The organism is Mucilaginibacter inviolabilis, from assembly GCF_011089895.1.
GTDB lineage: Bacteria > Bacteroidota > Bacteroidia > Sphingobacteriales > Sphingobacteriaceae > Mucilaginibacter > Mucilaginibacter inviolabilis.
In genome coordinates, this window is the sequence record NZ_JAANAT010000001.1 from 3,173,179 (window position 1) to 3,195,393 (window position 22,215).

At 43.1% G+C, this 22,215-nt stretch carries 20 protein-coding genes; 16 read left to right on the forward strand and 4 right to left on the reverse strand.

What is annotated here, in order from left to right; translation table 11 throughout:
• Positions 1-17 precede the first annotated feature (17 nt).
• Positions 18-1,388 (reverse strand): Gfo/Idh/MocA family protein, encoded by a 1,371-nt coding sequence (locus G7092_RS12995; protein ID WP_166089947.1) that lies wholly within the window; start codon positions 1,386-1,388, stop codon positions 18-20.
• Positions 1,389-1,644: 256 nt separating this feature from the next.
• Here G7092_RS12995 and ubiE point away from each other — a divergent pair, with 256 nt between their 5' ends.
• A complete protein-coding gene (gene ubiE, locus G7092_RS13000; protein WP_202985268.1) occupies positions 1,645-2,376 on the forward strand; it encodes a bifunctional demethylmenaquinone methyltransferase/2-methoxy-6-polyprenyl-1,4-benzoquinol methylase UbiE in 732 nt (243 codons plus the stop codon).
• A gap of 2 nt (positions 2,377-2,378) precedes the next feature.
• Positions 2,379-3,122, forward strand: coding sequence for a type IX secretion/gliding motility protein PorT/SprT (gene porT / locus G7092_RS13005; RefSeq protein WP_166089949.1), 744 nt, complete (start codon positions 2,379-2,381; stop codon positions 3,120-3,122).
• A 62-nt stretch (positions 3,123-3,184) separates the two neighbouring features.
• On the opposite strand, the gene G7092_RS13010 is transcribed toward porT, so the two are convergent.
• Complete coding sequence (locus tag G7092_RS13010; protein ID WP_166089952.1) at positions 3,185-3,850, reverse strand: phosphatase PAP2 family protein; 666 nt, start codon at positions 3,848-3,850, stop codon at positions 3,185-3,187.
• An 80-nt stretch (positions 3,851-3,930) separates the two neighbouring features.
• On the opposite strand from G7092_RS13010, the gene G7092_RS13015 reads away from it, so the two are divergent.
• Both G7092_RS13015 and G7092_RS13020 read left to right on the forward strand, forming a co-directional pair.
• The gene (locus tag G7092_RS13015) at positions 3,931-5,862 is read left to right on the forward strand and encodes an amino acid permease (protein ID WP_166089954.1); all 1,932 of its coding nucleotides are present in this window, start codon (positions 3,931-3,933) and stop codon (positions 5,860-5,862) included.
• A gap of 14 nt (positions 5,863-5,876) precedes the next feature.
• Entirely contained in the window at positions 5,877-6,293 is a 417-nt protein-coding gene (locus G7092_RS13020; RefSeq protein ID WP_235953821.1) for a DUF5655 domain-containing protein, read from the forward strand.
• A gap of 65 nt (positions 6,294-6,358) precedes the next feature.
• Here the strand turns inward: G7092_RS13020 and G7092_RS13025 are convergent, their stop codons facing one another.
• A complete protein-coding gene (locus G7092_RS13025) occupies positions 6,359-6,976 on the reverse strand; it encodes a phosphatase PAP2 family protein (protein ID WP_166089956.1) in 618 nt (205 codons plus the stop codon).
• Positions 6,977-7,195: 219 nt separating this feature from the next.
• Positions 7,196-9,145, reverse strand: a complete 1,950-nt coding sequence (locus tag G7092_RS13030; protein ID WP_166089958.1) for a KUP/HAK/KT family potassium transporter — start codon at positions 9,143-9,145, stop codon at positions 7,196-7,198.
• A 253-nt stretch (positions 9,146-9,398) separates the two neighbouring features.
• Between G7092_RS13030 and G7092_RS13035 the strand changes: the two genes are divergently transcribed.
• The 12 genes from G7092_RS13035 to G7092_RS13090 all read left to right on the forward strand — a co-directional run bounded on the left by G7092_RS13035 (position 9,399) and on the right by G7092_RS13090 (position 22,213).
• Positions 9,399-9,860, forward strand: coding sequence for a T9SS type A sorting domain-containing protein (locus tag G7092_RS13035; protein ID WP_166089960.1), 462 nt, complete (start codon positions 9,399-9,401; stop codon positions 9,858-9,860).
• A 257-nt stretch (positions 9,861-10,117) separates the two neighbouring features.
• Positions 10,118-10,729 (forward strand): fumarylacetoacetate hydrolase family protein, encoded by a 612-nt coding sequence (locus G7092_RS13040; protein ID WP_166089962.1) that lies wholly within the window; start codon positions 10,118-10,120, stop codon positions 10,727-10,729.
• A 3-nt stretch (positions 10,730-10,732) separates the two neighbouring features.
• Positions 10,733-12,451, forward strand: coding sequence for a M23 family metallopeptidase (locus tag G7092_RS13045; RefSeq protein ID WP_166089964.1), 1,719 nt, complete (start codon positions 10,733-10,735; stop codon positions 12,449-12,451).
• Between the two features lie 120 nt (positions 12,452-12,571).
• Positions 12,572-13,033 (forward strand): thioredoxin-dependent thiol peroxidase, encoded by a 462-nt coding sequence (gene bcp, locus G7092_RS13050; RefSeq protein WP_166089966.1) that lies wholly within the window; start codon positions 12,572-12,574, stop codon positions 13,031-13,033.
• A 46-nt stretch (positions 13,034-13,079) separates the two neighbouring features.
• The gene (locus G7092_RS13055) at positions 13,080-13,925 is read left to right on the forward strand and encodes a transketolase (protein ID WP_166089968.1); all 846 of its coding nucleotides are present in this window, start codon (positions 13,080-13,082) and stop codon (positions 13,923-13,925) included.
• Positions 13,926-14,027: 102 nt separating this feature from the next.
• Complete coding sequence (locus G7092_RS13060; protein WP_166089970.1) at positions 14,028-15,002, forward strand: transketolase family protein; 975 nt, start codon at positions 14,028-14,030, stop codon at positions 15,000-15,002.
• 16 nt (positions 15,003-15,018) lie between these two features.
• Entirely contained in the window at positions 15,019-15,573 is a 555-nt protein-coding gene (locus G7092_RS13065; protein WP_166089972.1) for an RNA polymerase sigma factor, read from the forward strand.
• Between the two features lie 61 nt (positions 15,574-15,634).
• A complete protein-coding gene (locus G7092_RS13070) occupies positions 15,635-16,582 on the forward strand; it encodes a hypothetical protein (protein ID WP_166089974.1) in 948 nt (315 codons plus the stop codon).
• Between the two features lie 12 nt (positions 16,583-16,594).
• On the forward strand, positions 16,595-17,083 hold the full coding sequence (locus G7092_RS13075; RefSeq protein WP_166089976.1) for a hypothetical protein: 489 nt from the start codon (positions 16,595-16,597) through the stop codon (positions 17,081-17,083).
• 176 nt (positions 17,084-17,259) lie between these two features.
• Positions 17,260-18,453, forward strand: a complete 1,194-nt coding sequence (locus tag G7092_RS13080) for an aspartate aminotransferase family protein (RefSeq protein WP_166089978.1) — start codon at positions 17,260-17,262, stop codon at positions 18,451-18,453.
• 362 nt (positions 18,454-18,815) lie between these two features.
• Complete coding sequence (locus G7092_RS13085; protein WP_166089980.1) at positions 18,816-21,095, forward strand: glycosyltransferase family 4 protein; 2,280 nt, start codon at positions 18,816-18,818, stop codon at positions 21,093-21,095.
• Positions 21,096-21,205: 110 nt separating this feature from the next.
• The gene (locus G7092_RS13090) at positions 21,206-22,213 is read left to right on the forward strand and encodes a glycosyltransferase family 4 protein (protein ID WP_166089982.1); all 1,008 of its coding nucleotides are present in this window, start codon (positions 21,206-21,208) and stop codon (positions 22,211-22,213) included.
• Positions 22,214-22,215: the final 2 nt, after the last annotated feature.

The window sequence follows — 22,215 nt, forward strand, 5'->3', positions numbered from 1 at the left end:
TATGAACCATCGACTAATTATTTTTTAATTAACTGCATTTTTTCAGGATCCCAGAACATGGGGCTGTTATTGTAATAACTATCATTGCACAACAAGGCAGGAGCAGCCGCGCGGTAGCCAAAAATGGCATCCTCGGTTACTTTGCCATTGTTACGGATGGCATTAAAAAAGTTATTCATGTGATCATATGGGCCACCCTTGTATCCTTTTTCGGCGTCGTAAACAATCTCCTCCGGGGGGAGCATTTTTTTGCGTTCGGCATAACCGCTGCCTGCTTTTTTGAGCTTATCCAGGTAAAAGGGATCATCGGAACCAAAGGTCTTGTTGCGTTTCAGGGTTACTTTATCCCAGGTAATATCCATTGAACCTTCACTTCCTACCAGTTTCAGATAGGTAGTACCGCTGGTGCCGTCTACAAAGTTACAGCGCAGGGATAGGTTAAAGGCAGGATGAGCTGCCGATTTACCATAATCAAAAGTGCCCAATAACACGTCCGGAACTTCACGGCCATCATTCCAGAAACGGAGTCCACCCGCCGCATAGATCTTATTGGGGCCCACAGAATCTGTGATAAAATGCAGACTGGAGAACAGGTGCACAAACAAATCGCCGGCCATACCGGTACCATAGTCCGTATAATTGCGCCAGCGGAAAAAGCGTTTGGAATCATAATCGCGTTTCTTGGTATTGCTGATATAGGTTTCCCAATCCACCGTTTGTGCCGATGCGTCATCCGGGATAGGATATTGCCAAACCTCCAGCGGTTCGCGGCGGGCCCAGAAACCTTCGGCATAGTTGAGTTCCCCAATAGCACCGCTTTTTAATAGTTCGTGCGCCTTCTCGTTACCCAGTGATGATACGCCCTGGCTGCCTACCTGGAAAATCTTCCCGGTTTCTTTTTGGGCTTTAATTACAGCAGGGCCTTCGGAAATGCCATGCACCATAGGTTTTTCGCAATACACGTGTTTGCCGGCGTGCATGGCATCAACAGATATTTGCTGGTGCCAATGATCGGGTGTACCAATAATTACTGCGTCGATATCCTTGCGGTTCAGTATCTCTTTATAAACTTTGGTAGTAAAAATATCGGCACCCCAGCGGGTTTTGGCATCTTTAAGCCTACCATCATACAAATCGCAAACCGCTACCAGTTTTACCCCTGGGATTTGCAGGGCCACAATAGCGTCCTGTGTGCCCATTCCACCGGCACCAATCAGGGCGATGTTGATTTGGTCGTTTAAACTGTGTCCTAAGGGTCTTTTGAGGATAGAAAAAGGTTTTAGCTGATGGTCAGCAGCAAATACACTGGCACCTGCGGCTACAGCAGCGGTAGTGGTGGCTAATTTTTTAATAAAGCTACGGCGCGACGATTCTTGTTTTTCTTTCATAGATCAGGAAATGAATTTTATAACAATAATTAATTTAAAGAGAACTGGTGAACCCGGATTATCTTTTGCAAAGAATAACCCCGTTCACTTATTATTGGTAATAATTGGTTTTTAAAATTAATGAATTGAGTTGATAGATCATAGTTGACGGTTCATAGATCGCAGAAAAAGAAGAAGAAAAATGTAATCATCAACCAACTGGCAGCTATCATGAACTATTGAGCATACAATCACTATCTTTGCGCTCATTATACAAATGAGCAAAACTATAACTCCCTACCGCGATGAGCAGGCTACCAAAAAAGAGCAGGTGGCCGATATGTTCAACAATATATCCAAAACTTATGATTTCCTCAACCATTTTATGTCATTGGGGATTGATATTATCTGGCGCAAAAAAGCTATTAGCGAATTAAAAAAGGATAAACCTAAATTGATACTGGATGTGGCTACCGGCACCGGCGATTTTGCGTTTGAAGCTTTAAAAGCCCTTAATCCCGAAAAAATAATTGGTGTTGATATTTCGCGTGGAATGCTTGATATTGCGGAACAGAAGATACAGAAACGTAACCTTAGCGACAAATTTAAAGTAAAACTGGGTGATTCTGAAAGGTTGCCCTTTGAAGCTGATGAGTTTGATGCGGTTACTGTAGCTTATGGCGTTCGTAATTTTGAAAATCTGGAAAAAGGCCTGGCTGATATACAAAGAGTGTTAAAACCAGGAGGCAAAGCGGTGGTATTGGAATTTTCAAAACCTCGTGTGTTCCCGGTAAAGCAGTTGTATAATTTTTATTTCAATTATATTACACCTGGTATTGGTAAACTTTTCAGTAAAGATGCGAGGGCTTATTCCTATTTACCAGAGTCAGTAGCGGCTTTTCCGGATGGTAAAAGTTTTGTTAGCCTTATGGATAAAGTTGGTTTTAAAAATACCAAACACCGGCCGTTATTGTTTGGCATATGTTCTATATATACCGGCATTAAATAAAAATGATTTTAAAAAGGTACCTGGTTGTATTTATACTGATGTGTTGCAGCAAATTACTATTTGCGCAAGAGCGGGTACCGGCATGGGGTGGCGGAGCCGATTTGCAGGATTTTAGTTTTGGCTTTAGCTTTAGTTATGTAAGCAGCGATTTTAAGATTGTTAAAAAGCCAAACTGGAGTACCCCGTTTACCAATCCTGATAATGGTCAGCCGCTTACCAGTCATTTAAGCAGCATCAGCTCTAAAAGTTTACCCGGTTTTTCTGTGGGTTTTGTTACCCGTTATAGCTTGTCCGACCATTTGGAAGTGCGTTTTACACCGTCATTGGTTTTTGCTGACCGTGATTTGAGCTATACTTATGAAGATCCGAATCAAAACCCGGATGTGAGTAAGAAGGTGCAGTCTACTACTATTGATGCACCATTGTCGTTTAAACTAAAATCAGACCGTTTAGGTAATTTCAGAGCCTATATGCTTGGTGGGCTTAAGTACTCTCACGCTATCGGAACAGGAAAGAGTGACGTTAACGCCGACTTATTAGACAAACTGGTTAAAAATGTACGTGGCTATGGCTCATATGAGGCCGGTTTAGGCTGCGATATCTACTTTGAATTTTTTAAACTTTCGCCCGAAATTAAAATATCCAATTCCTTGGGCAATATGCTGGTACCTGAAAATCAACCATTCTCTGCCCCAATCAGCAAATTGTCATTACATACAATTATGTTCAGCCTGTTTTTTGAGTAGAGGGAGTCAGCAGCCTACTGTATAAAAGCCGTATCATTGACATATTGCAACCCATTTGATGCTTATTTGCGAAGCGTATGTATCAAACCCTTATTCCATTTATCCGTATGGATAAAAGATTTGCTATCCAACCAACTTAACCAGATTACGGTTACAATTACTCCAACAACAGAGCCGGTCACCACATCTTCAAAAAAGTGCTGACTCAGGTACATCCTGGAATAACCTACCGCAACAGCTACCAGTAAAGCCGGTATGCCCCATAGCTTATTTTTACATAAATAAGTGATTACCACCGTAGCCGAAAATATGGAAACCGTATGCCCCGAAGGAAAACTATGCGTGGCCAGTATGTATATCCCTTTCACAAAGTGGATCCGATCAAGCTGATTGGCAAAATATATCCTGGGGCGGGGCGCATCAAAAATGAATTTTAAAATTTGCGCCACTATGCTGGTAATAGCATAGCTTGTAGCTAACAGCAGCCCTTTACGGTAGCTGAATAAACCGATGACCAAGGAAAGGATCACAGCGGTTAGGCCTTCGCCAATATCGGTTACGTAAGGTGCCAGCGTATCTGCCCATGGCCTGTTTAAACCATTCACCGTGAAGTATATAGTTTCGCGGCTATAGGTTAATTTAATAATCAAACATACACACAGCACGAGCAGATATAGGATAAAAAACGGCCTTATCCGGTACAAAACATCTTTTATTCCTATCTTCATGGCGCAAAATAAGCATATACTTATTCAATGCAAAAAAATGATTATGTTTGAATTTGAGTTGGACTAATTAACTGAAATAAATGTCGAAAAGTATATTTCGTAAGAAATCTGTAGAAAAAATATTACATGATGTAGAGTGTGGATTTAGTGATAGCGAACACCCGGGGACACCATCATCACAACTCAAAAAAGAACTTAATGTAAAAGACCTTACCCTCATGGGTATAGCCGCCGTAGTTGGCGCAGGCATATTTTCAACCATCGGCGAAGCCTCTTTTCATGGCGGGCCTGCCGTTTCCATTTTATTTGTAGTTACCGCTATTACCTGTGGTTTTTCGGCCTTGTGTTATGCAGAATTTGCCTCACGTATACCAGTTGCTGGCAGTGCTTATACTTATGCTTACGCCTCCTTTGGCGAATTGATAGCCTGGATTATTGGTTGGGATCTTTTAATGGAATATGCGATTGGCAATATCGCGGTAGCCATATCCTGGAGCGAGTATTTTGTAAACCTGTTAGAAGGTTTTAACATCCACCTGCCCAAATATCTTACCATGGATTATGTGTCGGCCCTGCGGGCGCATGAACAGGTACAGGCGGCCGGCAGTCACCTGGCAGATATAGGCGACAGGGTAAAAATGGGCGCAATGGCCTGGGACACCGCTCCTGGTATAGGCAGTTTTAAACTGATAGCAAACCTGCCCGCTTTAGGCATTGTATTTATTATTACTTACCTGGTTTATGTAGGTATTCGCGAAACCAAAAAGGCAACCAATGCCATGGTTATCTTAAAAATATTAATTGTTATAGCCGTTATTGTGATCGGCTTTTTTTATGTAACCCCGGCCAATTGGCACCCTTTTATGCCTAATGGCTTTAGCGGCGTAATGAAAGGCGTATCCGGCGTTTTCTTCGCCTATATCGGCTTTGATGCCATATCAACCACAGCCGAAGAGTGTGAAAAACCACAGCGCGATCTTCCCCGCGGCATGATCTATTCGCTTATCATCTGTACTGTATTGTATATATTGATTGCCCTGGTACTTACCGGTATGGTGAGCTACAAAGAGTTGCAAGTTGGCGATCCGCTGGCATTTGTATTTGCTAAAGTAGGCCTGCATAATATCAGTTATGCCATATCTATCAGCGCGGTTATTGCTACCGCCAGTGTGTTATTGATATTTCAGTTGGGGCAACCCCGTATCTGGATGAGCATGAGCCGCGATGGTTTACTTCCAAAAGCCTTCTCCCGCATTCACCCTAAGTTTCATACACCTGCATTTGCCACAGTGGTTACCGGTTTTGTAGTAGCTATACCAGCCTTGTTTATGAACCTGACCGAGGTTACCGACCTGACCAGCATCGGTACATTGTTTGCTTTTGTGCTGGTATGCGGCGGTGTGCTATTATTGCCACGTGAAGCAGCACAAACCGGTAAATTCCATCTGCCTTATGTTAACGGCAAAATAATTGTACCCCTGATAACACTCATTATTTTAGGGGCCTGTATTTATTTTAAACCAGCCCCACAGGCAGAGATGATGCAGTTTAAAAAGCTAAAAGACCGCTCGGCTATTATTGAAAGTATGGATGCCAATGATAATGCCACACTGGTTACCAGTTTTAATACCTTATACGGTGATCAGCATATTACTCCTGCTAACGCTACAAAATACTTCAAAGATACGGAAGAGGATAAGTTTGATACCGCGTTGAGGGCAACCAATATTAGCGATGCTAAAAAGTATTACCTGGGTTTGGATGGATTCCTTTATAACTTTCCGAATTACCTGTTCTTTATTCTCATCATCATTATCAGCGTTTACAGCTTCATTAAAAACTTTTCGCTAATACCGGTGCTGGGCCTCATGAGTTGCTTTTATTTAATGACGGAGCTGGGTTACACCAACTGGCTGCGCTTTTTAATATGGCTTGTGATAGGTTTGGTTATTTACTTTACCTACAGCTATAAAAACAGCGTACTGGGTAGGGAGGCGAGTTCTAAGTCTTAAGACTCATTACTTTTATGACGTGGATATGCCCCATATGTAACCGCGAATTTGCCAATACCAATCAGGTACATTCCTGCCGCGAACGTAATCTGAGCGATTTTTTGCAGGGGAAGTCGGAACACACGGTGGAGCTATTTGATCATTTTATTACCGAATATCTGCAAATAGCGCCCATCAAAGTTTATCCTACCAAAAGTATGATCGCTATAGGTACCCGTGTAAACTTTGCCTATGTTACCCAGCTAGGTAAAAATTTTATTGATGTGGTGCTTCCCTTTCAGGAGATATATGAAGACAACTTATGCTTTACCAAAATAAAAACGGTACCGGGCACCAGTAATCATAACCATTACTTCAGGATGTATTATAAAGAGGACCTGAACAACGAGGTCAGGAAATACATGAAAATGGCCTGGGAGAAGAAGTTGTGAGTCTTGAGTTCTGAAAAAAACAGATTTGCCTTTAAATTGACATATGACTCAGAACTCAAGATTGCTTACTCCGGATACGTTTTAAGTTTCTTTTTACCCAGGATCCATTGCTGTGCTTTAAAGCTCAGGTAAGCAGAGCCCGCGCCAACAATTGCACCAGCTACCACATCACTCGGATAGTGCACCCCCAGGTACATCCGCGAATAACCTACCGCACCGGCATATAAAAATGAAGGCGCTATCACATACCACTTAGGTATAGCCAAACTTAAGGAAGTAGCTGCCGAAAAAGCAAATGCGGTATGCCCCGACGGAAAAGAAGGATCTGTAGGCCCGGGAGATTCTTTCAGTGTTATCAGATCGGGATGCGCAATAAATGGGCGGGTACGGTTAAATATCTTTTTTAACACATAAGTAGAGCCGCCGGCAACAATCAGGGATGCCCCAGCCTGTAAACCTGTGATCTTAAGATCATCGTCATGATTTACAAAACCAGCTACCAGGAAACCAACAGGTACCGCAGCATCAACATAAATAGCTTTTTTGGTAATAAATCTCCAGGTTTTATCGCCACCGCTAACAGGGCCATTGATATCTTTCAGGAGGTTAAGATCAAGCCCCTGGGCAAATAAACCGGTGGTAAAAAGTAATGCCCAAAACGTTAAATATAATTTCTTTTTCACTTACAGGATTTTATTCAAATGCTGTAAAAATGAAAAAACATTCTGTAGTAATACTGAATTAATATTGACTTAACACATTTTTTAGAAGGAGCAACGATTTTTGATTGGAATAAGGATTATTAGAACAAAGAACAAGGACTATTTTTGCAAAGGAACAAAGACAAGTTTTTTTTAAAAATCCTTGCTCTTTGCTCCCAAAGTCCTTACTCAAAAAAACATCTAATTCACCCGGTGTATCTCTATAGCTTCAGGGATCGACAGCATTAACGGAACTTTCTCTACGGTAACAAAGCTCAGGTCCAGACCAAAGCCCCGCTCTTCAGACAAACTCACCTTTTTAAGCTGTACATAAAAATCCATGATAAACCGTTCGTAGAACGACAGGCTATGTGAGCGTGACAATACCTTCTCAATCACCACAAACCTGAAATCGCCAACGATTTTATGTTTGTTCAGTGATTTATAATGACTGGTAATATCCACCTCGCCTTTTTTAACCAGATCTTCCACCACTTTGCGGAACAGCAGGTTGATCTGTTGCTCTACCCGGAAACCTAGTTTAAAGTCGATCCTGATAAGCTTATTAGGCACCAGGAACTCTACTTCGTATTCACGTTTGTAAGGTTCATCCACAACGTCAACGTGCACCAGCCAGTAAACGTCGGCGCGTTTAGGCTGTTTTTGTAATATGGAGTAAACTATTTTCGATTCAATTTCAGAATTAAAATTGGCACTGGTTAAATACACCAGTTGCGACGCGTATTTAGGTACGGTTTCATCGGCACTTAATTCTTTCAGGATATCAAAGTAATCGTCAATACCTACAAACTTCACATAACGGTTCCTGATCTTGCGGGCAGTATGCCAGGTCCACATTACGGTAAACAGCATAAAGCCTATAGATAAGGTAAACCAGCCACCATCCAAAAACTTATGTAAGTTACCCGCCAGGAAAGTTCCCTCGATAGACACGTAAACAATCAAAAACACTGTAATGATATAGTTGGGTACCTTTTTACGCTTCAGAAATTTGGATACCAGTATAGTGGTCATGAGCATGGCCACCGTGATACTTAAACCATAGGCAGCCTCCATCCTATCAGAATGACGGAATATGAGCACCACTCCTAAACAGCCTGCCCAAAGTATCCAGTTTACGCTGGGCACATACAACTGGCCTTTTTGTTCCGATGGGTAATTGATACGCACCTTGGGCCATAGGTTAAGTCTTACAGCCTCGGCTATCAGCGTGAACGAACCTGATATCAGGGCCTGGCTGGCAATAATAGCGGCCACAGTGGCTATACCAATACCATACAGCAGAAACCAACCCGGCATTATCTTATAAAACGGATTATTAATATTAAGATCCATTGCGGTGCCATTACGCTGCAATAGCCAAACGGCCTGCCCCAGGTAATTTAATATCAAACAGGTTTTAACATATATCCAGCTGATACGGATGTTGGCTTTACCGCAGTGTCCCAGATCAGAATATAAAGCCTCGGCTCCGGTGGTACATAAAAACACTGCACCTAATACAATAAACGCGTTACCGCTGGTGCTGGAGCTTAATAATTTATAGGCATAATACGGGTTTAAAGCCCTTATTACAATAGGATCATGGATGATATAACTTATCCCCAGTACGCCCATCATGGTAAACCAAATAAACATGATAGGGCCAAAAGCCTTACCTACCAATGATGTACCGAACTGTTGTATTACAAAAAGCACGGTGATGATGGCCATTACAATTTCAACCGTTGGCAAACGGGGGTAATAGGTTTGCAAACCCTCAATGGCCGATGATATGGTAATAGGCGGCGTAATGATACCGTCGGCAAGCAGTGCGCAGCCACCTACCACAGCAGGTACAATAAGCCATTTGGCTTTACGGCGCACCAGCGAAAAAAGTGAGAAAATGCCACCTTCGCCTTTGTTATCGGCACGCAGGGTGATTACTACATATTTCAATGTAGTTTGCAGGGTAAGTGTCCAGAAAATGAGGGATACACCACCAAGTACTAATGTTTCGGAAATTTGTTGCTGACCAACTATAGCCTTAAATACGTATAATGGAGAGGTACCAATATCACCGTAAATTATTCCTAAACTGATGAGCAGGCCTGCGGCCGTCAGTTTTTGCAGATCTTTATGGTTCGACACTATTATATTTTAAAGCTGCAAAAATATTAATTTTTTCGGTTAAACTTAAATAAACATTAAACGTATAAATGAAAGACGAGTCTAAACTATAAAATGGACACATTTTGTTAAAATTTGTTAAAATGTTTTACAAAAGCATCATTTTTTTAATTGATGAAGGCTTTATTTATACTTTTGTAGGCGAAGACTTAATATGAGGCGAAAAATAACTTATACCTTTATTTACACCTATACTTGGTTCGTACTAATTGCGATGGCAGTTTTTATGAACTTTGCCTTTGTCTCCGATGCCAAGCCTACTCATACCAAAAACGATACTACTTATCTGCGTGTTTCAAAAGGTAAAGGCTCTAAACCCTCTTATTTAAAAAATGGCCTGCACCTGGTATTGCCGCCATTAAAACCAGCCGTAACCTCAAGCGTAAAGGTTAGCGTATCGCACCCGGATGATAAATTATTGAATGATGTCCAGGTATACCCTAACCCGGTTACCGATCAGATCAATTTAAAATATACCATATCTCGTAATAGCAACATCACTATTAAAATAATGGATGTGTTGGGTAATGATATTACCACCATGTTTTCGTCAAGGGTTGATTCCGGCGATCATAACATCAACTATCCTATAGCCAACAAACTTACCCGCGGCTTTTACTTTGTACGCGTTGTAGCCGGTACCGAATCGGTTATCAAACGGATCTCAGTACTGTAATCCCTTCATCTTTTATTTTGTCATCCTGAGGAACGAAGGATCTAATATTTAACTATTCAGGTCGTATAATAGATGCTTCACTCCGTTCAGCATGACAAACCTTTTACCCCCCCTCTTTCCTGCGAAGCCGAAGAGAGGGGGGTCGAGCGAAGTGATGACCGGGTGAGTCTAATCTTCAGCGTTAAAACATTCATTTACTCAAATCCCCATACCACATACCACGCTATTTTTTTAGCTTTGGCGTTTAAGCTTTACTTATGAAGATAATTGCCATTGGCCGTAACTATGCCGAACACGCCAAAGAATTAAATAACCCTGTACCCACCGTTCCGGTTATTTTCATGAAGCCCGAAACGGCCATCATTAAGGATAACAAACCTTTTTATCATCCCGATTTTTCTGACGATGTACATCACGAGATCGAGATCGTTTTAAAAATAAGCAAGGAAGGCAAGCACATCAACGAGAAATTCGCGGCGGGTTATTATGAAGAAATTGCCCTGGGTATTGATTTTACCGCCCGCGATATACAGAGTAAGCATAAAGAAAAGGGCCTTCCCTGGGAACTGGCCAAAGCATTCGACGGCTCGGCGCCTATCAGTGCTTTTGTGCCTAAAAGCAAATTCGCCCAGATCTATGATCTGAATTTTAAACTGGATGTAAATGGCGAAACCCGGCAACAGGGCAATACCCGCGATCTGCTGTTCCCGTTCGAAAACATTATTGCCTTTGTTTCACAATACATCACCCTCAAAAAGGGCGACCTTATATTTACCGGCACCCCTCCGGGTGTATCAAAAGTAAAAGTTGGCGACAGACTGGAAGGATATTTAGAAAACGAAAAATTGCTTGACTTTTACGTGAAATAAAAGATGATTAAAAAACAGCTGATTACCGCCGCGCTATGTCTTGTTTTTAATTTGGGCATACAGGCACAAACACCTATACAAAGCAGGCAATACCCGCAAAACTATTTTCGCTATCCGCTTGATCTGCCGCCAACAACGGCCGGTTCATTTGGCGAACTCAGACCGTCCCACTTTCATTCGGGGCTCGATTTTAAAACCAATCAGCGCACCGGCTACCCCGTACATGCCGCGGCCGATGGTTATGTGTCAAGGGTAAGGGTACAATTTGGTGGTTTTGGTCGCGCGGTTTACATTACCCATCCTAATGGCTATACCACCGTTTATGGTCACCTCGAAGCTTTTTCGCCGGCTATAGCTGCACTGGTAAAAGCTTATCAATATGAGCACCAAACCTACGAGGCCGATTTTAACCTTGATGCTAAAAAGGTACCGCTTCAAAAAGGCGAGGTATTTGCCCAATCTGGCAATGCAGGCGCATCGGCCGGACCGCATGTGCACTTCGAGATCAGGGATACCCAAACGGAAGAAACCATTAATCCGCAGCTGTTTGGTTTAACTATTCCAGACCGGGTTCCGCCATCCATCACTTCTATCGGTATCTACCACCTCAACGGCAATCCATTCAGCGAAAAAACACCCAAGGAGTTTCTGGCAGTAACTGGAGCCACAGGTACAGGCAGTTATCGTTTGTTAAAACCACAGGTATTGCACCTGAGTGGTTATGTGGGTTTTGGTATCAATACCACGGATATGAACAGCGCGTCGGCTAATCACAATGGTATTTATTCACTGGAGTTAAAGCTCGACGGTCAAACGGTGTACACTTTTACCGTAGAGCGTTTTGCCTTTGATCAAACCCATGCTATTAACGCCTATATTGATTACCCCGCTTTTGAATCATCGCGCCGCTGGATGCAGAAGTGTTTTATATTACCCGGAAGCCATATATCTCTTTACCCTCAATCCATCAACCGGGGCATCATCACTTTTGATGACAATGCCCTGCATGATGTGGAGTATGTTGTAAAAGATGTGGCAGGCAACGTATCTACCTTAAAGCTAAAAGTACAGTCCGAAAAATTCACTCCCCCCGCTTATAAAATAGCCGGTACGCTATTCCACTTTGATAAAAAGAGTGAGTTTAGTACCGATAAAGTGAAAGTGAGCATTATGCCCGGCAATTTATATGACGATCTGGATTTTATTTATTCCGTATCACCAAAACCGGCTTCCGGCTTTTCGCTGGTACACCATATCCATAATCGCCTTACACCTATTCATGATAGCTATGATCTTTGGATAAAACCTGATGCCGACATGGGTAAATATGCCGATAAAGCGGTTATCGTTAGTACTGCCGGAGGTTGCCAGGGCGGTTATTTTCAGGATGGCTACGTAAAATCAAAAGTGACCGCCTTTGGCGATTATTTTATCAAGATAGATACTATTCCACCAGTTATACACCCGCTTAACATCCTCAATGGCAAAAACATGGCTGCTGCTAAAAGTATTAATTTCCGGATGAGCGATAATTTGTCGGGCATTAAAAGCTATAGTGGCACTATCGACAATAAATGGGTTTTAATGGAGTGGGATTATAAAAGTAAAATACTAAGTTATACCTTTAGCGGCGAAATTGCTCCCGGTAAGCACGTATTTAAGCTTACAGTTGGCGACAATAAGAATAATTTTTCGGAATTTACAGCCGATTTTTACAGATAGTATAATTTAGTATCAAGTAGTTAGTATCAAGTATCACGACTTCTAAAAAGTGGTATTTATAATTAGCAAAAAAATCTTGATACTTGATACTAACTACTTGATACTAAAAAACAAAAACCTATGGCAACATTAAAAGAAGGCGATAAAGCCCCTGATTTTACGGCAAAGGACCAGAATGGTAAAACCATTTCGCTTGCCGATTACAAAGGAAAAAATGTGATCCTTTATTTTTATCCAAAAGATGATACCCCCGGTTGTACTGCCGAGTCATGCAACTTTAGGGATAACTATCAACTTTTATCAAAAATTGGCTTTGAAGTGATTGGTGTAAGCACCGACGATGAAAAATCACACAAAAAATTCGAAACCAAATATAGTCTTCCTTTTACCCTGATAGCCGATAACGAAAAACAAATTGTAGAAGCTTACGGTGTTTGGGTAGAGAAAAACATGTACGGCAAACAATACATGGGTACCGCGCGCACTACTTTCCTTATCAGTGCAGATGGTATCATCAGCAAAATAATTCATAAGGTTGATACGCAAAACGCTTCACAGCAAATACTCGACCTCATATCATAAACTTTAAAACCCTATCAAAGCTATTTTTAGCACCCGAACTTTATTAATGAAACCTACTATTCAAGAATTAGAAAAAACCGCGTCGCAAATCCGCCGCGACATTGTACGTATGGTACACGCCTGTCAATCGGGTCATCCGGGTGGCTCATTGGGCTGTACAGATTATTTTACCGCCCTTTACTTTTCGGTAATGAACCACGATCCGAAGTTTAATATGGATGCCGTAGGCGAGGATATTTTCTTTTTATCAAACGGGCACATTTCGCCTGTATTTTACAGCACCCTGGCACATGCCGGTTATTTTGACAAAGCCGAACTGGCTACCTTCCGCAAGCTGAACACCCGCTTGCAGGGGCACCCTACTACTCATGAGCATTTACCGGGCGTGCGTATCGCTTCGGGCTCATTGGGTCAGGGCTTATCAGTAGCTATCGGCGCCGCGCTTACCAAAAAACTAAACGGTGATAAATCATTAGTGTTTACCCTGCATGGTGATGGTGAATTACAGGAAGGACAAATATGGGAAGCCGCCATGTTTGCACCGCACAATAAGGTGGATAACCTGATATCGACCATCGATGTAAACGGTCAGCAGATTGACGGACCTACCAACCTGGTACTGTCACTGGGCGACCTGCATGCCAAATGGGAAGCCTTTGGCTGGGATGTACTGGAAATGAAAGGCAACGATATGGCCGATGTGGTAAAAACACTGGAACTGGCCAAAAGCCGTACCGGTCAGGGTAAACCGATCATGATACTGATGCATACCGAAATGGGCTACGGGGTTGATTTTATGGTGGGCAGCCACAAATGGCATGGTGTAGCACCAAACGACGAGCAGCTGCAACTGGCCCTCGGTCAACTGGAAGAAACACTGGGCGATTATTAGGCGCCCTCTTAGAAGCAAGAGACAAGAATCAAGACAAAAGAATTTATCACATAGAATATTTCCTAAAAGCCCTCTCCATCAGGCGAGGGTTGGGTGAGGCTCATGAAAAAATACACTTACACAGATAAAAAAGATACCCGCTCGGGCTTTGGCGCCGGGCTGCTGGAAGCCGGCAGAAAAAACGACCAGGTAGTGGCCCTTTGCGCTGACCTGATCGGATCATTAAAAATGAATGATTTCATTAAGGAATTTCCTGAACGTTTTGTACAGGTAGGCATTGCCGAAGCTAACATGATGGGCATTGCCGCCGGTATGACCATTGGCGGTAAAATTCCGTTCACAGGCACTTTCGCCAACTTTTCAACCGGCAGGGTTTATGACCAGATTCGCCAGTCGATAGCTTACTCTAACAAAAACGTAAAAATTTGTGCCTCACACGCAGGTTTAACCTTGGGTGAAGATGGCGCAACCCACCAGATCCTGGAAGATATCGGTCTGATGAAAATGTTACCGGGTATGACCGTGATCAACACCTGCGATTATAACCAAACCAAAGCCGCTACCCTGGCCATTGCCGAGCATGACGGCCCGGTTTACCTGCGTTTCGGTCGCCCGGTGGTACCTATTTTTACCGATCCGGATCAAAAATTTGAGATTGGCAAGGCCTGGATGGTGAATGAAGGCGCAGATGTAAGTATATTTGCCACCGGTCACCTGGTATGGCAAGCCATATTAGCCGGCGAAATACTGGCTGAGGAAGGTATTGATGCCGAGATCATTAACATACATACCATAAAACCTTTGGATGCAGAAGCCGTATTAAAGTCGGTAGCCAAAACAGGTTGTGTGGTTACTGCCGAAGAGCATAACCGCCTGGGTGGTTTGGGCGACAGCATTGCACAGGTGCTGGCAACACATAACCCAACACCACAGGAGTATGTAGCCGTTAATGACAGCTTTGGCGAAAGCGGTACACCAGAGCAACTGATGACCAAGTATGGCCTTGATGCTGAGCATATTGTATTGGCGGCAAAAAAGGTAATGAAAAGAAAACAAAATGCGGTAATTAGCATTTAACTATAAAAATTAAAAAATGTCGTTGCAGGTTGAAGATTCAGAGATTTTAAGTAAGTTCCAGGACGAAAAAACACGTAACGAAGCGTTTAACCTGTTATTGAAAAAATACCAGCAAAAAATTTACTGGCACATACGCCGCATGGTTGTTGACCATGACGATGCGGATGATCTGGTGCAAGATGTTTTTATTAAGGTTTGGAAAAACCTGATGGGTTTTAGAAACGACGCGCAACTATATACCTGGATGTATAGGATAGCATCCAACGAGTGTATTACTTTTTTGAACAAGAAAAAACAAAAAAACAATATACCGTTGGATGATGTAGCCTATGAATTGGCTGATTCACTGGCCGATTCAACCTATTTTAATGGCGATCAGGCACAGCGCAAATTGCAGGAAGCATTGTTAACCCTGCCCGAAAAACAACGCCTGGTTTTCAACATGAAGTATTATGATGATATGAAATATGAGGAAATATCAGATGTTTTGGGCACAAGTGTAGGCGCCTTAAAGGCATCTTTTCACCTGGCTGTCAAGAAGATAGAGGCGTTTTTATTGTCGAGAGATTAAATTCAAAATTAATACAGAATTACGTTAAACCTTTTAGCAATAAATTCATCTATAGTACTGTATGAAAAGCGATATGGACAATAGGGAGTGGCTGGATGATTATGAATCACTGAAACGGATTGATGCCAAGAATCCGTTCCTGGTTCCGACTGGCTATTTCGATGAATTAGCGCAGCATATAACATCACGCATAAGGCTGGAAGAGTTGAAAAACTCATCCACAGGATTTTCCGTGCCTGAAAACTACTTTGATCAATTAAGCAGTAACATACAAAGCCGCATACGTGTTGAGGACGCTGTGAACATACAGGACTCCGGTTTTACCGTACCTGAGAATTATTTTGATGAACTTGGCAGCAATATTCAAAGCAGGATAACTATTGAGGAGGCATTAAACCCGGAGCACCAGGGTTTTAGTGTACCCGAAAATTATTTTGACGAACTGAGCAGTAATATCCAAAGCAGGATAGCTATTGAACAGCATATCAACAGCGAAGCGGAGAGCTTTACTGTGCCCGAAAATTACTTCGAAACACTGAGCAGTAATATTCAAAGCAGGATAACTGTTGAACAGCATATCAACAGTGAAACCGAAAGTTTTGCCGTTCCTGAGAATTATTTTGAGCAATTGACTCAGAATATTTTAAATAAAACCGTTAACGAGGATGAGGTAGTTATTGCCAAAAACTTTACCTTGCCCGTGGCAGCTAAAAAGAAAGGTATTGTACGCAGGATGTTCGCGTCACCAACATTCAGGTATGCAACCGCAGCCTGCTTTGCCCTGCTACTGGGTATTGGTGTGGTGATCAGAAATGGCGATTCACCTGTAAAACACAATCATTCTTTTTTACATGAACAACTATCAACAGTGCCGGTTGATGAAATTAAGAGTTACCTGCAATTACACGCAGATGCAAGCGATACCCGTACCCTGATGGATGGAGGACAGCAAATTAACAGTGCAAATTTGGATGAAGACCTGTCAGACTATTTGGATACAACTAATTAACGATACTTTTTAATGCGTATATTGATCAGGCATATTTTTATTTTATTTTTTATAATAGCAGCGGGTTCCCAATCCTTTGCACAGGTAAATAACAACCTGGTGCAAAGGCAAAAGATAACCCCTGCTCCTTTGCGTGATAAAAAAGGCGTTGGCAAAAGACTGGAAGCCGCCCGCGACAGGTTCATCACCAAACAGCTCAGCCTTACGGATGAAGAATCGACCAAATTTTGGCCGATATATCGTCAATATCAACAAGAACTTACTGCCGTTAATGTACTCAAGCGTTTAAACAACTCCAGCGCCGCAGCCAATGGTACCGAACAAATAGATAAAGAAATTTATTACGAAAGTCAGCTGGTAGCTATACGCAAGCGTTATAAAGACGCATTTCTGAAAATACTCCCCCCCGAAAAAGTAAGTGAGCTTTACAAAAGCGAACGCGAGTTCCGTGATGAACTCATCAAACAACTCAGCGAACGCAGCGAAAGAGCAGGAAATTAATTATTGATTTAGTGAATTAGTGATTGGTTTTCAATAACTGAATTATTGATTTAGCGAATTAGTGATTTTATCATTACTGAAGTATTGATCAGAATGCTGATTTTTGCATCATGGTAAATTAATAATTAAAAAATTCCCAAAAATCACTAAATCAATAATTCAATAATTGCCCACCCATGCCTACTCTTCGCCAACTCTTTTTAGCCAATAATGCGCAAACCACCAATTTTCCGCTATTACTGGAGTTTGAGCGGGCCGAAGGTGTGTACATGTATGATACCGCAGGCAAAGCCCATACCGACCTCATATCGGGCATAGGTGTAAGCAGCCTGGGACATGGTAATCCCAAAGTTATAGCGGCCATCAAACACCAGGTTGACCAATACATGCACCTAATGGTTTATGGCGAATATGTACAAACCCCGCAAGTTCGTTTTGCCGAAAAATTAGTATCTCTGCTGCCCCAAAACCTACAGTCGGTATATTTTACCAACTCTGGCGCCGAAGCCGTGGAGGGGGCTTTAAAATTAGCCAAACGCTATACCGGGCGTCAGCAGATCATCGCTTGTCATAACTCCTATCATGGCAGTACCCAGGGTGCTTTAAGTGTAATGGGTAACGAAGAATTTAAACAGGCTTACCGCCCGCTGTTACCCGGCGTAAGTTTTATCCGGTTTAATGAGATAGACGATCTGCAACTCATCACCCATCAAACCGCCTGCGTCATTATCGAAACCGTACAGGGCGAAGCAGGTATCCGCGTACCGGATGCAACTTATATGCAGGCCCTGCGCAAGCGCTGTGATGAAACCGGCACATTACTGATACTGGATGAGATACAAGCCGCTTTTGGTCGCACAGGCAAACTTTTCGCTTTTGAACATTTTGGCATTGTACCCGATATCTTACTGCTGGCCAAAGCGCTGGGCGGCGGCATGCCTGTAGGCGCTTTCATCTCCTCTAATACTATTATGGGCGCGCTCAAGGAAAATCCCATCCTGGGCCATATTACCACCTTTGGCGGGCACCCTGTATGCTGTGCCGCAGGATTGGCCGCATTGGAAGTCTTACTGGAGGAAAACCTGGTACCCGGAGTAGCCGAAAAAGAAGCTTTGTTCCGCAAGCTGCTGGTTCATCCTGCTATTAAACAAATACGTGGCAAAGGACTAATGCTGGCCGTTGAACTGGACAGTTTTGACCTGAATAAAAAAATAATTGACCGCTGCATTGAGCACGGTATTATCATCGACTGGTTCCTCCATTGCAGCAACTCCATGCGCATAGCCCCTCCGCTTATTATTACACCCGCCCAAATTGAACATGCCTGTGGGGTGATACTGGAGGCAATTGAGTATTATACTGCAGGTTAACAGATCGGCAAAGCCTCACTTGAACGGCGAAGTTCTCATATAATAATCCTCCTCAAAGAGAGGACTTACCTTAATATTATTCTTATTTAGTTTTAATTCCCTCTCCTTTGGAGAGGGTTGGGGTGAGGCTTCCTCACAGTAACTTTCAAGTTACTTTATTGAATAATATATTAAAATTTTTATTTTGAATTAAATTGGTATGGTTTGTGCATTTATGGCATAGACGGTATAAAAAGCTCTGAAAATGATACTTTTCTATCAAAACAGATCAGCTCTGCTCTTTTTTATAGTCACAGTTTAAACAATTAATTAAAAGGAATTGTTTAAACAATAACCATACGTTCTTAACATCTATACCCAATATGAAAATAGCATATATATCAACCTACCCTCCCCGCGAATGTGGTTTGGCCACCTTCAACCAAAATTTGATGCGCGCCATTAATGCCAATTTTCCCGAAAGGCAATCGCTGGCACACGGTGGTTTCGTGGTCGCGCTGAACGATTCGGAAAACCTGCAGCATTACGAATACCCCGAGGAGGTGAAATATGTTATTCGCCAGGACCATCAGAAAGATTATATCCGCGCAGCCAACTATATCAACACCAGCAATGCCGATGTGTGCATCATGGAGCATGAATTTGGCATATACGGCGGCGAAAGCGGCATCTATATTTTACCGCTCATCAACCGGCTCGAAAAACCACTGATCTCGATACTGCATACCATACTGAAAGATCCCAGTTATGTACAGCGCATTATCATTCGCGAAATAGCCGAGCAATCGTCAAAGATTATTGTAATGAGCCAGCGCGCCTTGGAATTTTTAACTACCATCTATGATATCCCTGCCGAAAAGATCCAGATCATTGAACATGGTGTTCCGGATGTGGAGGCGATGGTAAATAATCCGGTTAAAAACCTGTCATCATTTAAGAACCGCCGGGTATTGTTAACCTTTGGTTTGCTGAGCCGCAACAAAGGCCTGGAGACCGTGGTAAAGGCCCTGCCCCGTATTGTGGCCAAACACCCCGATGTAACTTATGTAATATTGGGTAACACCCACCCGGGAGTAATCAAAAGCTCGGGTGAAGAATACCGCGATCACCTCAAGACCCTTGCTGCTCAATTGGGTGTATCGGCTAACCTGGCTTTCATCAACAAATTTGTGTCGGAAGAAGAGCTGGTGAATTACCTCACCGCCTGCGAAATTTATGTAACACCTTATCTGAACGAGGCACAGATCACCAGCGGTACGCTATCTTACGCCGTTGGTGCCGGTGCCGCCGTAGTATCAACCCCCTACTGGCATGCTACCGAACTACTGGCTGATAAACGCGGCAGATTATTTGATTTCAAAAATGCCGATGCATTGGCCGATACCGTTATCGAGCTGCTTGACCAGGATCGTATATTAAAAGAATTAAAAGAGAATGCTTATCAATATGGCTTGCACTTACGCTGGCCGGTTGTGGGCGCCGAATTTATAAAAGTAGCCCAGGAAGCCAGTGTCAGGTTTGATTTTAGCGATAAGATACTCAAAAACAGCATTGTTGATCCCGAGATATTACCTAAGTTTAGTCTCACACATGTGCTGCGCTTAACCGATGATACTGGCATTGTACAACACGCCAAATACGGCATACCCAATTTAAAAGAGGGTTATTGTTTAGATGATAATGCTCGAGCCCTTATTATGGCGCTGATGGCTTATCAGCGTAGTAAAAGCCGCGAAGCATTTGAGCTGCTGCCCATCTACCTCAGCTATATTCACTACATGCAAACGGACGATGGTAATTTCCGTAATTTCCTGAGCTTTGATCGCAGGTATTTGGACGAGGTAGGTTCAGAGGATTCTTTCGGTCGTACCATCTGGGCGCTGGGCCATCTCATTGGCTGCGCGGCCAGCAACTCGTACAGGGAGTTCGCATTGGAGATATTCCATAAATCGGTACCGCACTTTGAAAAACTGGAACATTTAAGGGGCATGGCTAATACCATCATCGGCATCAGTTCATACCTACAGGTTTATCCAACCGACGAGGGCATGGTAAACATACTGAACCAGCTCACCCAACCACTGATTGATGCTTATGAAAATACTCAATCAGCCGATTGGCAATGGTTCGAGGAAAAAATGACCTATGATAACGCCATACTGCCGCTGGCCCTACTGCACTCCTGCGAAATTACCGGCAACGAGGATGCCAAACGGATAGCCCTGGCTACAATGGCCTTCCTGGACAAGCTCACGCTGTCAAACGGTTATCTGAGTCCGGTAGGTAACGATGGCTGGTATTATCGCGGCGGTAGTTTTCCGACGTTTGACCAACAGGCTATTGAAACCATGGCTATGGTGCTGATGCATTTCCAGGCCTACCAGATATTCCGGGTGCCTCAATATGTCGAAAAAATGTTCCTGAGCTATAAATGGTTCCTGGGCGAAAACACGCTGCGTGCGCCACTGTATGATCATGAAACCAAAGGCTGCTGTGACGGCTTGCTGCCCACCGGCATCAACCGCAACCAGGGCGCCGAAAGTACGCTGGCCTATCTCATATCGCACTTAACGGTACTGAAAGCCTTCGAACTCGAATACGAATACAACAAGTATGGTAATCAGAAAATGGAGATCTGTTAGTGAGAGGTAAATGGTTAGCAGTGAGTTATTGGGATTTATCCCTTTTTTAATCGCTCCTACTCACTATTCCCCATTCACTAATTCAATAACTCACTAATTCACTAATTAAAATGAAGGTTGCCGTATTAGCGCCGGTTGCCTGGCGCACACCGCCCAGGCATTATGGGCCCTGGGAACAGATAGCATCAAACATTGCCGAAGGTTTGATAAAACTGGGCATCGATGTTACCCTTTTTGCTACCGGCGATTCGATAACCGCTGGCAAACTGGAATCGGTTTGTGCCATGGGTTACGAGGAAGACCGCGGTCAGGATGCCAAAGTGCTGGAATGCCTGCACATCAGCAATCTGATGGAACAGGCCGCACGCTTTGATATCATCCATAATAATTTTGATTTTTTGCCCCTTACTTATTCTGGGCTAATCAACACACCCCTCATCACTACCATACACGGCTTTTCATCGCCCCGCATTATCCCGGTGTATAAAAAATATAACCGCAGAGGCCATTACGTAAGCATCAGCAATGCTGATCGCAGCCCGGAACTGGAATACCTAGCCACCGTTTATAATGGTCTGGATACCGCCGATTTTGAATTTTACGAAAAGCCGGATGATTACCTGCTCTATTTTGGTCGTATCCATCCGGATAAAGGCACAGCCGAGGCTATAACCATTGCCAAAAAAAGTAAACGCAGATTGCTGATAGCAGGCATCATTCAGGATGAAAATTATTACCGAGAAAAAGTAGAGCCATTTTTATCCGGCGAAATAGAGTACATCGGTCATGCCGGACCAGAAAAGCGGAAACAATTGTTGGGCAAGGCTTATGCCCTGCTGCACCCCATCAGCTTTAACGAACCTTTTGGTATGAGTGTAGCCGAGGCTATGCTCTGCGGTACTCCGGTGATCGCCTTTAACCGCGGATCGATGCCGGAACTGATCAGGGATACCGAAACCGGTTTTTTGGTGGATACCATTGATGAAGCCGTAGATGCAGTAAAGCAGATCCATACTATTGACCGGGTGGCTTGTCATACCTGGGCGGCTTCACGGTTTTCGAAAGATAAAATGGTAGCTGATTATTTAGGATTGTATCAGCAGATATTGGCGCCCTAACC